Below are 12,720 nucleotides of genomic sequence, written 5' to 3'. Positions count from 1 at the left end.
GTGAGGCGTGAGGAGGAATAGCGGCAACTCGCAAACAGTCTCCTCACGCCTCACCCCTCTCTCCTCACGCATTTTTAATCGGCAGCAAGATGGAGAAACAGGTATGCCCTGGCTCGCTTTCCATGTAGATGGCGCCCTCATGCCGCTGCACCAGGTTTTGCGCCAGGGTCAGGCCTAAGCCGGTGCCGCCGTCGCGACCGGAGATGAGAGGGAAGAACAGCGTGTCGTGCAGGTCCGCCGGGATGCCCGGGCCGTTGTCAATGATCTCGATGCGCATGGCCAGCTTCCAGCGCTTCATGGCCAAGGTCACTTGCCGGGCGATGCGGGTGCGGAACTGGATGTCGCCCTTGCCGTGCATGGCCTGGGCGGCGTTGCGGGCGATGTTGAGCATGGCCTGGATCAGCTGCTCGGGGTCGGCCTCGATCTCGGGCAGGCTGAGGTCGTAGTCGCGGCGCACCGTCAGTTCCGGAAACTCGGCCAGGAGCAGGCTGCGCACCCGTTCGATCGTCTCGTGGATGTTGACGTTCTGGATGTTGGGCCGCCTGGCCGGGGTCAGCATGCGGTCGAGCAGGCCTTGCAGGCGGTCGGTCTCCTTGATGATGACCTGGGTGTATTCGGCCAGGTTGGGCGCATCCAGTTCCGCCTCCAAAAGCTGCGCGGCGCCGCGGATACCGCCGAGCGGGTTGCGGATCTCGTGCGCCAGTTGCCGCAGCAGGGTCTGGCTGGCCTGGGCCTGGGCCAGGGCCTGTTCCTCGCGGGCGATCTTCATGCTGCCGCCGACCGGGTGGAATTCCAGCACGGCGGCGCCGGCCTCGATCTCCAGCGGGGTGATGGTGCAGCTCAGTTGCAGCTGGTGGCCATTGATCGCCACGTTGAGTTCGTGCTCGGTAAAGCTGGCGCCTTGCACCAAGGCGCTGTCCAGGGCCCTGAACAGGATATTGTTCTGGCCGAACAGGTCGGCCAGCGGGCGGCCGATGGCGTGATGGGCCGAAACGCCGAACATGTTCTCCGCTGCCGGGTTGAGATGGCGCATGACCTGCCGCTCGTCGACCAGGATGACGGCGGTGGCGAGGATATCGAGACTGGGGGCAACGTAGTTCATCAGCTCTGTGGTTTGAGGCTACCCCATGTGTTTAGCAAGAAGCAGGCCAGAGTCGACGGGCTTCTCGACGGATGGGGGCGGCTATTTGATCCGCGCCAGTTCCTTGTTCAGCATCTCGATGTTCTTCTCGTGCAGGCGCACGGTCTCCGCGGCCTTGCCGGCGTCGGCGCCGGGCTGGCGCTGGGCCGCGCGCGCGACCGCCAGGTTGCGCTGTTCCTGCTGGAGTTCGTCGAGCAGCAGCTGCCGGCGCATGCTGTCGCGCTGCTGCTGGGTGGCCTTGTCCACTCGCGGGAAATAGTAGGGCGAGGGGGCCTTGGTCTTGGCCTTGGCCGGGCGGCCGTCCATATCGAGTGGCTTGCTGCCTGGTTGGGGGGTGTTGCTGTAGGTGACGTGGCCGGACTCGTCCACGTATTTATAGATTTCCGCATGCACTGTTGTGGTGCATGCCAGACAAAGCAGCCCCAGGACAATTCGCATGGCTTACCTCGTTCACCGTATCGGGGCAGTGTAGGGGAAGCAGGGACGGCGGGCAATCGGGCCGTCCACTACCCGCGCAATAAAAAAGGGCAGGTTTCCCTGCCCTTTTTGCCCTGTCGGGCCATTGCCGGCCCGGATGCATGGCTTACACCGAGTAGTACATGTCGAACTCGATGGGATGGGTGGTCATGCGCAGGCGGGTGACCTCTTCCATCTTGAGCTCGATGTAGGCATCGATGAAGTCGTTGCTGAACACGCCGCCGCGGGTGAGGAATTCGCGGTCCTTGTCCAGGTGCTCCAAGGCCATGTCCAGGGAATGGCAGACCTTCGGGATGGCTTTCTCTTCCTCGGGCGGCAGGTCGTACAGGTTCTTGTCGGCGGGGTCGCCGGGGTGGATCTTGTTCTGCACGCCGTCCAGGCCGGCCATCATCAGGGCGGCGAAGCACAGATAAGGGTTCGCGATCGGGTCCGGGAAGCGGGTTTCGATCCGGCGCGCCTTGTCGCTCGCCACGTGCGGGATGCGGATGGAGGCCGAGCGGTTGCGGGCGGAATAGGCCAGCATGACCGGGGCTTCGAAGCCGGGCACCAGGCGCTTGTAGGAGTTGGTGCCGGGGTTGGTGATGGCGTTCAGGGCGCGGGCGTGCTTGATGATGCCGCCGATGTAGTACAGGGCGAATTCGGACAGGCCGGCATAGCCGTTGCCGGCGAACAGGTTCTTGCCGTCCTTCCAGATCGACTGGTGCACGTGCATGCCCGAGCCGTTGTCGCCGACGATGGGCTTGGGCATGAAGGTGGCGGTCTTGCCGTAGGCATGGGCCACGTTGTGCACCACGTATTTCAGGATCTGGGTCCAGTCGGCGCGCTGCACCAGAGTGGAGAATTTGGTGCCGATCTCGTTCTGGCCGGCGGTAGCGACTTCATGGTGATGCACCTCGACCGGCACGCCCATTTCTTCCAGGGCCAGGCACATGGCGGAGCGGATATCCTGGAAGCTGTCGACCGGGGGCACCGGGAAATAGCCGCCCTTGACCCGGGGACGATGGCCCAGGTTGCCGACCTCGGTCTGTTCACGCGAGGCCCAGGCCGCTTCCTCGGAATCGAGTTTCACCGCGCAGCCGGACATGTCGTCATGCCAGGTCACGGAATCGAAGATGAAGAATTCGGGCTCGGGGCCGAAATAGGCGGTGTCGCCCAGCCCGGTGGACTTGAGATAGGCTTCGGCGCGCTTGGCGATGGAACGCGGGTCGCGGTCATAGCCCTTGCCGGTGTCCGGCTCGATCACGTCGCAGGTCAAAATCAGGGTGGGCTCGTCGAAGAAGGGGTCGATATTGGCGGTGGCCGGGTCCGGCATCAGCAGCATGTCGGAGGCCTGGATGCCCTTCCAGCCGGCGATGGAGGAGCCGTCGAAGGCGTGGCCCTCGGTGAACTTGTCCTCATTGAAGGCGGAAATGGGCACGGTGACGTGCTGCTCCTTGCCGCGCGTATCGGTAAAGCGGAAATCGACGAATTTGACGTCGTTTTCCTTGATCATTTTCATTACATCGGCAACCGCCATTTCAAGCTCCTCAAACTAAAAGCGAATGGAAAGAATGGAAAACTGCTGCACTGCCATAGAGCAGGTTTCGTGCCACCCTCGAAAACCGAGCAGGGCATTGTGCCACAATGCCCTGGACGGATAATGGAATTTTGTTATGCACCGGATTGATGCGTAACGCACCAGATTGGTGCAGATTAGAATGGTTCCCCAGGCTCGGCCTCATTCCATAAAATGCCAATCCGCTCGACAAAACCTAAACCATGACCGACCGTTACGCCGTCTTCGGCAACCCCATAACCCACTCGAAATCGCCCCGCATCCATGCCGAATTCGCCCGCCAGACCGGCCAGGACTTGAGCTACGAGGCCATCCTGGCGCCGCTCGACGGCTTTCCGGCGGCGGTGGCGGCCTTCCGTGCCACCGGCGGCCGGGGCGCCAACGTCACCGTGCCGTTCAAGGAGCAGGCCTTCGAGCTGGCCAGCCGGCGCACGGAGCGGGCCGAGGCGGCGGGGGCGGTGAACACCCTCAAATTCGAGGGGCAAGAGATTCTCGGCGACAACACCGACGGCGCGGGCCTCGTCGCCGACCTCACCCGCAACCTCGGGCTCGATCTGGCCGGCCGGCGCATCCTGCTGCTCGGTGCCGGCGGGGCGGCGCGCGGGGTGATCCTGCCCCTGCTCGGCGCGATGCCGGCCAGCCTCTTCATCGCCAACCGCACGGCGGACAAGGCGCTCGACCTGGCCCGGCGCTTGGCTGCGGCCGGCCCGGTCGAGGGCGGCGGCTTCGATGCCCTGCCCGGCCGGCAGTTCGACCTGGTGATCAACGCCACGGCTGCCAGTCTGGCCGGCGAACTGCCGCCGTTGCCGAATGATGTGTTCGCCCCTGGCGCCCTGGCCTACGACATGATGTACGGCCAGGACACACCGTTCCTGGCCTTTGCCCGCGCGCGTGGTGCCCGGGTGGCGGACGGCCTGGGCATGCTGGTCGAGCAGGCGGCCGAGGCCTTTTATCTCTGGCGCGGCGTGCGCCCAGAAACGGCGCCGGTGATCGCCCTGCTGCGGGGTGCATGATGTGGCGGCGTAGAGCCTGTCTCATGGCAACCCTGCGGGTAGGGTACGGGGCGCTTTTGCCGCATGCCTTTGTCGCGCGCCGCTTGTTTGGAATGACCAAACCGCGCGCTGCGCTTCGCGGCCTGCAGCAAAAGCGCCACCGTCGCGTCTGCGAGATGCCATGAGACAGGCGCTTAAATGGTTGGGCATTGCCCTGGGCCTGCTCTTGGCCCTGCAGCTCTGGTACCTCGGCCACGTGCTCTGGTGGTGGCAGTTCAACCCCGCGTCCACCGCCTTCATGGAGGCGGGCCTGGCGCGCCTGCAGGAGAAACAGCCGGATGCCGAGCTGCGCTACCGGTGGGTGGACTACAAGAATATTTCGATCCATCTCAAGCGGGCGGTGATCGCCGCCGAGGATGCCAAGTTCATCGCCCATGAGGGCTTCGACTGGGAAGGCATCGAGACCGCCCTGGAGAAGAACCTGAAGAAGGGCAAGGTAGTCGCCGGCGGCTCCACCATCAGCCAGCAGCTGGCGAAGAACCTGTTCCTCTCCGCCTCGCGCAACCCCCTGCGCAAGGCACAGGAGGCGGTGATCACGGTGATGATCGAGGCGCTCTGGAGCAAGCGCCGCATCCTCGAGGTGTATCTGAACGTGATCGAGTGGGGCAACGGCATCTACGGCGCCGAGGCGGCGGCCCGGCGCTACTTCAAGACCTCCGCGGCCAGTCTTGGGCCCGACCAGGCGGCCACCCTGGCGGCGATGATCCCCAACCCGCGCTACTACGAGACCCATCGCTCGGCCCGCGGCCTGCTCAAGCGCAAGGCGATCATCGCCGCGCGCATGTGGCAGGTCTACGTGCCGAAATAGCAAAACCCGGCCACGACTGCACCGGGTTCGCGGCCGATGGGCCGGTTCATATCTTGAACTGGGTGACGATCTTGCCCAGATGCTCGGCCATGGCTTGCAGGTTATGGGCGGATTGCGTGGTGTTGGCGGCGGCGGCGCTGCCTTCCTCCGACATGTGGGCGATCTGTTCGATATGGCGCGCGATGTCGTGGGAGGTGGTGCTCTGCTCGCGCAGGGCGTTGGCGATGTCGTCGACGGCGCCGATCACCTGACGGGCGCTCTCTTGAATTTGGGTGATGGAGTCGCCGGCCTGGTGCGCCAGTTGAACCCCTTCGGCGACGCGGTCGACGCCCGCCTCCATGCTGGTTACGGCCTGGCGGGCGCCGGCTTGGATTTTCTCGACCATGGCGCTGATTTCGTGCGTCGAGCGCGCCGTGCGTTCGGCCAGTTTCCTGACCTCGTCGGCCACCACGGCAAAGCCGCGGCCGGATTCTCCGGCGCGCGCCGCCTCGATCGCGGCATTGAGGGCCAAGAGGTTGGTTTGCCCGGCGATCTCCTCGATCACCGTCACGATGTTGCTGATCTCCTTGGAGTGCGCTTCCAGCTCCTGGATGACGCTGGAGGCTTGGTGGACCGTGTCGGAGATGCTGCGCATCTCCTCGGCGGCCTCATGCACGACGCGACCGCCGGCCTCGGATTGTTCGCCCGAGCGGCGCGAAAGCTCGCCCGCGGTGCGGGCATGCTCGCCGACCTGCTCGATCGATGCCGTCATTTGCTCCATGGCGGCGGCCACCGTGCCGGCGGCCTCCGCCTGGGTGGTGGAGGCGGTGCTCGCACGCGCCATGTCGGCGGTCAGGCTTTGCGTGGCGGCATTGAGTTTGTCGACCCCCTCGCGGAGGTAATACACGGTTTCATGGAAGTTGTTGCGAATGGCGCCGAGCGCTTCCATGAGCTTGCCGATCTCATTGTCGCCCAGGCCCGCCAGCGGGGTGGCGAGATCGCCCTTGGCCAGCCTCTCCGCCGTGGCCACCGCCGCGTTGAGCGGGCGCAGGACGTCGAGTGTCAGCCAAACGCCCAAGGCGATCGAGAAGGCCACGCCCAGGCCGGCCAAGCCGGCCTGCAGCATGTCGCCTTGCAGGAACGACAAGACGAGGATGGCGCCGAACAGGCCGGCGGCACCCATCGTGGCCAGCCAAAGGCGCAGGTCGACCCGGATGCCGCGGGCCCAGCTAAGCAGGCGCCATGTCAGCGATGGCACGATCACCTGGCCATTGAGGATGATCTTGCGCGTGGTGCCTTCGCGCATGGCCTTGTACAGGGCCTCGGCGGCTGCGACCTGATCCCGGCCGGGTTTGACGCGTACCGAGGTGTAGCCGCCTTCGACATTGGGGCGGGCCGTGGCCTCGACCCAGTAATAGTCGCCGTTCTTGCAACGGTTCTTCACCAGCCCGGTCCAGGCACGGCCTTTTTTCAATGTGGCCCAGAGATCGGCAAAGGCGGCCGGCGGCATGTCGGGGTGGCGCACGAGGTTGTGCGGGGCGCCGATCAACTCCTGTTCGGTAAAGCCGCTGATGTCGATGAAATCCTGGTTGGCGTAGGTGATGACGCCCTTGGCATTGGTCTTGGAGATGAGGACGCTGCCGTCCTTCATCATGCGTTCCTGGTTGCTGACCGGCATGTTGATCCGCATGGTGTTTCGCCTTTTCGGATAGTCCCCTCTTTATATTCGGGCGGAATGTGGGCAAAAAGCTTCAGGCTGTCAAGGCCGCCGAGCTAGAATCGCGGCCATGAGCGATCTCAACGAGGAATCCAGCAAGGAACACGTCGAGGACAGCCTGAAGCAGGTGGTGGATCTCATCGCCCGCCAGAAGCTGGTGGAATCGCTCGTCCATAGCCAGGACATGCCGCGCCACGAGCTGGTCGAGGCCCTGGTGCACAAGCAGAACCTGGCCGAGTTGCAGAAGAAGCTCGATGAGCTGCACCCGGCCGACGTCGCCTATGTGCTGGAGGCCCTGCCGCTCGACGACCGCCTGCTGGTCTGGGATCTGGTCAAGGCCGAGCGCGACGGCGACATCCTGATCGAGGTCTCCGACGCGGTGCGCGAGTCGTTGATCGCGACCATGGACAACCGCGAGCTGGTGGCCGCCGCCGCCAGCCTGGACACCGACGAGATCGCCGACCTGGCGCCCGACCTGCCGAAGGACGTGGTGCAGGAGCTGATGAAGTCCCTGGACGAGCAGAAGCGCGCCCAGGTGGAGTCTTCGCTGTCCTACGACGAGGACTCGGTCGGCGCCCTGATGGATTACGACTTCGTCACCATCCGCGCCGATGTCACCATCGAGACCGCCTTGCGTTATCTGCGCATCCTGGGCGAGCTGCCGCCGCACACCGACAAGCTGTTCGTGGTCGACAAGGACAAGCGGCTGACCGGGGTGCTGCCGCTCAAGCGGCTGCTGGTGCACGACCCGGAGGCGCACATCGCGGCGATCATGGTCGACGACCCGGTGGTGTTCCACCCTTCCGATTCCGCCTCCGACGCGGCCCAAGCCTTCGAGCGCTACGACCTGGTGACCGCGCCCATCCTCGACCCGCAGAACCGTCTGGTCGGCCGCCTGACCGTGGACGTGGTGCTCGACTACATTCGCGCCGAGGCGCAGGAGGACATGCTGAGCATGGCCGGTCTGCGCGAGGAGGAAGACCTGTTCGCCACGGTGTGGCGCGCGGCGAAGAACCGCTGGCTCTGGCTGGCGGTGAACCTGTGCACGGCGCTGATCGCCTCGCGCGTGGTGGGTGCCTTCGAGGGCTCGATCGAGAAGCTGGCGGCGCTCGCCGCCCTGATGCCCATCGTCGCCGGCATGGGCGGCAACTCGGGCAACCAGACCTCGACCCTGGTGGTGCGCGGCCTGGCCCTGGGCCTGATCAACAAGGAGAACGCCCGCCGCCTGCTGGGCAAGGAGCTTGGCATCTCCCTGCTCAATGGCGCGGTCTGGGGCAGCGTCATGGGCATCGTCGCCTATCTGCTCTATCAGAACGTCGCCCTGGGCGGGGTGATGGCGGCGGCCATGCTGCTGAACCTGCTGGTCGCCGCCCTGGCCGGCTATTTCGCGCCGACCATCATCGCCCGCCTGGGGCGCGACCCGGCCTTCGGCTCGGCGGTGCTGACCACCTTCATCACCGACTCGATGGGCTTTTTCATCTTCCTCGGCCTGGCCACCGTCGTCCTGCTCTAAGGGAATGAGCGGCGCCCTCCCCGCGTGCGGGGAGGGTTGTGCGGAGCGGATGTTAAGATCGGTGACGCTTATGCGCCCTCCCCGCGTGCGGGGAGGGTTGGGTGGGGAGACGTGGCGCTTAGACGAAGTCATCCCCCTCCCAGCCCCCCCTTATGCCCTTTAGGGTACATAAATGGGGGAGGGGATGAACTAAGGGCAATCCCCAGCAGGCAGGACCAGATAGCCGACTGCCAAGATTTCCGTTTCCGAATAGCGATAGTTCGCCCGGGCCAGGACAGGGCTGCCCGTTGCCCGAGGCTTGCCGTGCCGGTCGAGAAAGGCCTGCAAGGCCGGCGGCATGCCGGCGTCGTTCTGCTCTTCCCAAACGAGCAAACACTGTTCGGCTTCGATGGCAGGCGGCAGGTATTGGGGATAGGCCGGCGTGACCACGCGCGCCTCGGGGAAGAACAGGCGCAGGTTGCCGGCCAGGTGCAGCTCGTTGGCGACGATGGTGCCGCGCTCGAAGCCGCTGGTTTGGCGAATCAGGCTGGCGAGCTGGTCATAGGGGGCGTGGAAACGGGTGGGCTTGTGCCACTGCGGGGCCAGGTAGGTCTGGGCCGCCCAGGCGGCGATGACCAGGGCCGGCAGCAGGAGCAGGGCGACGAGGTAGCCCGTTTTGGCGACGCGGTCGCCATAGGCCGCCTCGACGCGGCCGAACAGCCAGAGCGGGGCGAGCAGCAACAGGACATGCATCCAGCGCGCCTTGATCTCCACCGGCCCGCCCAGGAGCACGACCAGGGCGAGCAGCAGGATGCCGATCAGCAGCGTGCGACCGATCAGGTGCAGCGGTTCGTTCGGCATGACACTCGCGTAGCGAGCCATCGTTCTCCTCTCCCTCTGGGAGAGGGCAGGGGTGGGGGAAACGGGCGCGGCCGCGAGCGGCCGGAAGGCGCGCGGAAAGGCCAGCAGCAGGATCAGCCACAAAGGGAAGAGGAACTGGATCAGGGCACTGGCTAGGCTGGTCAGGCCGCTGGCCACCCGCGGCAGGTAGGCGCTTGGTGCGGCCTGCTGGCCCAGGCCGGCCAGGGCGCCGTGGAGGGCATCCAGCCGCCCCCAGGCCCAGAGGCCGTGCGGCGCCACAACGAGCAGACCGGCAGCCAGGGTCAGCACGATGCGGCGATCCAGCAGCACGGTCCGGTAGCGCGGCAGGCTCAAGGCGGCCAGGGCCAGGGCGGCGGCGTAGAGGACGAAGCTGTATTTCGCCAGTTCGCCCAGGCCGAGCAGGGTGCCGAGCAGGAGATAACCCATCCAATGCCGATGGGCCTCCAGCCGGAGGAAGGCGAGGAAAGAGGCGGCCAGCAGCAGCGAGAGCAACAAGGAGTGGGTGACACCCTGATGCACGCTGACCGCGAAGGGATAGGTGAGCCAGAGCGAGAGGGCGGCGAGGGCGGCGGTGGCGGTGCGGCTGAACAGGCGGCGGCCGATGAAATAGAGGCAGAGATAGGTGAGGAAGAGCAGGCCATACTTCAACAGGTAGATGCCGGCGAGGCCCGGTCCCGCGATCTGGTTGGTCAGCCACTGCAGCCAGGTATAGAGCGGCGGCTGGCGCAGGTCGCAGCCCAGGGCCAGGCTCTGGGCGCAGATCGCCTGCTCGACGTCATCGGTGCCGAGTACGGGCGAGAAGACGAGGCGCAGGCCGAAATGCAACAGTACATAGAGGCCGACGATCAGCAGAAAACTGCGGGTGTCGAGACGCTGGAGCATGTCGGGCATCAGTCAGGGGCGAAAAAAGCCATGCCTTCGTCGGGCGGTTATAGGAAAATTGCCGCCATTCTAGCCGAGTCGTGGGCGAACTCCGGCGCGCGACCGCCGTCAGAGCCTGTCGGCTCTATGGATTTGGAAATGGCATGCAATCGATTTTGGCTTCGGGGAGGCTGATGCAGTTCGGCACTTTGGTTCGTGGTGGGGCGCGCAGACTAGGGGTGCACCTCATCGTCACTTTCGCCATGGCCCTGCTGCTCATGCTGCCGGATCACTTGTACAAACTGGCCAATCCGGCCTACAGGGTGGCTTTCAACCCGGATGAGTTCGGCGCACTGGTGGTGGTGACCTTCCTGGTGGTGGCCATCCGTCGGGCCTGGCTCTTGGCTGGCGCCCTGGTCTTCTTCGGCCTGCTCCAGTTGTCCCAATTGCTGCACTTCGCCTATTTCGGCAGCCTGATCGCCCCGCACGAGGTGGGGCTGTTCTTCCACGAGCAGGGCGAGATCTGGGAGTCGCTGGCCGGTGTGGCGCCCTACATGCTGGCACCGACGGCCGCGCTGGCCGTCGCCTACGCCGCCATCGTCTGGCTCTGGCGCAAGACCCATCGGCAGACTCTGAACCTGCTGTGCCCGACCCTGATCCTGCTGGCGCTGCTGCCGATCATGCCGCTGAAGGCCTATGGCACCGCCAAGCCGCAGAAGTTCTATCCCAATCCGAAATCGACCTCGCTCAAGAACACCTATTACGCCGTGTCTTTTTTCCTCGGCAAGGACCTGCCGGAACGGCTGAGCGGCAAAGCGCCCAAGGCCTATCTGCCTTATGAGGTGACCAAGCGCGCCTCGCCCGGGCCGATCAACATCATCGTGGTCATGGGCGAGAGCCTGGGTTACAGCCATATGAGTCTGTTCGGCTATGAGCGGTCGACCACACCCCGGCTGGAATCGCTCAAGAATGACCCGGGTTTCGTCTACCATCGGGCGATCGCCGGCGGCATCTCGACCAAGGCCTCGCTGCCCTTGTTTTTCAACATCCAGCGCGAGCCGGACAACGTCCAGCACATGTTCCGCTACGAGAGCAACCTGTTGAAGATGGCCAAGGAGCAGGGGCTGGTCACCCATTACATCTCCAACCAGACCTCGCACCTCTCCACTTATTCAGGTACCGAATACGCCGACCACTACCTGACCCAGGAGAACATGGAGCCCTTGTACCAGAAGGAATACGACGCCACCCTGGTCACGGCCCTGAAGCGGATCGATCTCGCCAAATCGAACTTCATCGTGCTCCATCAGCGCAATTCGCACAGCCCCTACCACAACAACTATCCGCCCAGCTTCGAGCGCTACCCCACGGCGAACCTCGATCGCTACCAGTTCACGGTGAACACCTACGACAACTCGGTCGGCTTCACCGATCATGTGTTGTATGAAATCATCCGCACGCTGAAGGAGAAATCGCCGATACCGACCTACGTCTTCTTCACCGCCGACCATGGCGAGTTGATCGGTGAGGGGGGGCGCTACGGCCATGCCATGTTGACGCCGGATGTGGCTGCAGTGCCATTCATCTTTTTCGCCAGCCGGGGCGATGCCGCTAAGATCGCCCAGGTCAGGGCCATGCAACATCCCAGCCATTACGAGATCGGCAAGGCCGTTGCCAAGGTGATGGGCTATGAGGTGGTGAACCCCAATGAGGCCGGCGGGATTTACTATGTCAACGGCGCCAATCTCGATGGCTCGGCCGGCTACTTGGCCTACAGAAAAGGCTCGGGCAGCGAAGTGCTGCCGATTCCCTGATGCGCAAACGCTTTTCCATCATCATCGTCCACCGCAATGGTGTCGAAGGGCTGCTTCTGGCCCTGCAGCATTTGATGCAGGCCTGCGATCCGGCGCTGGACGAAATCATCCTGGTCGATAACGGCAGCACCGATGCCTCTCTTGCCGAGGTGACGGCCCGCTACCCTCAGCTGACCGTGATCGCCAACGGCTGCAACAATGGCTTTGCCCGGGCCTGCAATCAAGGCATTGCCCGCGCCGAAGGCGATTACATCCTGCTGTTGAACAACGATGCCTTCCTGCCGTCGGATGCCCTGGTTCGTCTGGAAGGCCGGCTACGCGACTACCCGGCTGCTGGCATCATCGCCGGCCAGCTGTATGGCGAGAATGGTGAGCGGCAGCGGTCGCATGGTTATGCCCCGACTGCCCTGTCCGAGGTAGGGCTGTTGCGGCGCAAGTCGCAGCCGGTGACCGGCGATCAGCCGGTCGAGGTGGAAACCGTCGTGGGCGCCTGCATGGCCATACGCCGCGCGGCCATCGAAGATGCCGGTCCGCTCGACGAGGACTTCTTCTTCTATTTCGAGGAGACCGAGTGGTGCGTGCGGCTGCGGCGCAAAGGGTGGCGCATCCTGCTCGATCCGGGCCTGCGCATCACCCACCTCAAGGGCGCAAGCACTCGCGCCTACCGTCGTGAGGCCCAGATCGAGATGCTGCGCTCCCGCCTCATTTACTATCGCAAGGTCTTTTCGCGCCCTGTCGCCGTGGGCCTTGCCGCCTGGCGGATCCTGCGCCTCATCTTCAATGCGCTGACCCATGGCCTGGCGGTGCTGTTGACGCTCGGCTTGCTAAGCAGGCTGCGGAGCAAGTTTCTTACTTATTTGCGGTTGTTGGCCTGGTTGCTAGTCGGGCGGCCAGCGGCATGGGGGCTGCCGGACAAGTGTCCTGCCGCTAAGGCATGAGGCA

General features: G+C 64.6%; 10 protein-coding genes. 5 read left to right on the top strand and 5 right to left on the bottom strand.

What is annotated here, in order from left to right:
- Positions 1 to 64: 64 nt before the first annotated feature.
- From glnL to glnA, 3 genes are all read right to left on the bottom strand, one after another.
- Entirely contained in the window at positions 65 to 1,102 is a 1,038-nt protein-coding gene (gene glnL, locus EL388_RS10405; RefSeq protein WP_126463232.1) for a nitrogen regulation protein NR(II), read from the bottom strand.
- A gap of 81 nt (positions 1,103 to 1,183) precedes the next feature.
- Entirely contained in the window at positions 1,184 to 1,579 is a 396-nt protein-coding gene (locus EL388_RS10400; protein ID WP_126463230.1) for a DUF4124 domain-containing protein, read from the bottom strand.
- A gap of 145 nt (positions 1,580 to 1,724) precedes the next feature.
- Positions 1,725 to 3,134 (bottom strand): glutamate--ammonia ligase, encoded by a 1,410-nt coding sequence (gene glnA / locus EL388_RS10395; RefSeq protein ID WP_126463228.1) that lies wholly within the window; start codon positions 3,132 to 3,134, stop codon positions 1,725 to 1,727.
- Between the two features lie 242 nt (positions 3,135 to 3,376).
- Between glnA and aroE the strand changes: the two genes are divergently transcribed.
- Positions 3,377 to 4,186, top strand: a complete 810-nt coding sequence (gene aroE, locus EL388_RS10390) for a shikimate dehydrogenase (protein WP_126463226.1) — start codon at positions 3,377 to 3,379, stop codon at positions 4,184 to 4,186.
- Between the two features lie 160 nt (positions 4,187 to 4,346).
- Complete coding sequence (gene mtgA / locus EL388_RS10385) at positions 4,347 to 5,033, top strand: monofunctional biosynthetic peptidoglycan transglycosylase (RefSeq protein ID WP_126463224.1); 687 nt, start codon at positions 4,347 to 4,349, stop codon at positions 5,031 to 5,033.
- 46 nt (positions 5,034 to 5,079) lie between these two features.
- On the opposite strand, the gene EL388_RS10380 is transcribed toward mtgA, so the two are convergent.
- Positions 5,080 to 6,702, bottom strand: a complete 1,623-nt coding sequence (locus EL388_RS10380) for a methyl-accepting chemotaxis protein (protein ID WP_126463222.1) — start codon at positions 6,700 to 6,702, stop codon at positions 5,080 to 5,082.
- A gap of 97 nt (positions 6,703 to 6,799) precedes the next feature.
- Between EL388_RS10380 and mgtE the strand changes: the two genes are divergently transcribed.
- A complete protein-coding gene (gene mgtE / locus EL388_RS10375) occupies positions 6,800 to 8,242 on the top strand; it encodes a magnesium transporter (protein ID WP_126463220.1) in 1,443 nt (480 codons plus the stop codon).
- A 189-nt stretch (positions 8,243 to 8,431) separates the two neighbouring features.
- On the opposite strand, the gene EL388_RS10370 is transcribed toward mgtE, so the two are convergent.
- Positions 8,432 to 9,985, bottom strand: coding sequence for a glycosyltransferase family 39 protein (locus tag EL388_RS10370; RefSeq protein ID WP_165919173.1), 1,554 nt, complete (start codon positions 9,983 to 9,985; stop codon positions 8,432 to 8,434).
- 218 nt (positions 9,986 to 10,203) lie between these two features.
- Between EL388_RS10370 and EL388_RS10365 the strand changes: the two genes are divergently transcribed.
- Both EL388_RS10365 and EL388_RS10360 read left to right on the top strand, forming a co-directional pair.
- Positions 10,204 to 11,778: a phosphoethanolamine transferase gene (locus EL388_RS10365; protein ID WP_165919172.1), complete on the top strand. Its 1,575-nt coding sequence runs from the start codon at positions 10,204 to 10,206 to the stop codon at positions 11,776 to 11,778.
- Positions 11,778 to 12,716: a glycosyltransferase family 2 protein gene (locus tag EL388_RS10360; protein ID WP_126463214.1), complete on the top strand. Its 939-nt coding sequence runs from the start codon at positions 11,778 to 11,780 to the stop codon at positions 12,714 to 12,716. The genes EL388_RS10365 and EL388_RS10360 overlap by 1 nt, the downstream gene beginning before the upstream one ends.
- The last annotated feature ends 4 nt before the right edge of the window (positions 12,717 to 12,720 follow it).

The sequence above is a fragment of the Sulfuritortus calidifontis genome, assembly GCF_003967275.1.
Lineage (GTDB): Bacteria > Pseudomonadota > Gammaproteobacteria > Burkholderiales > Thiobacillaceae > Sulfuritortus > Sulfuritortus calidifontis.
Note: the sequence above shows the minus strand (reverse complement) of the source record. Positions and strands in the feature narration are given on the sequence as shown.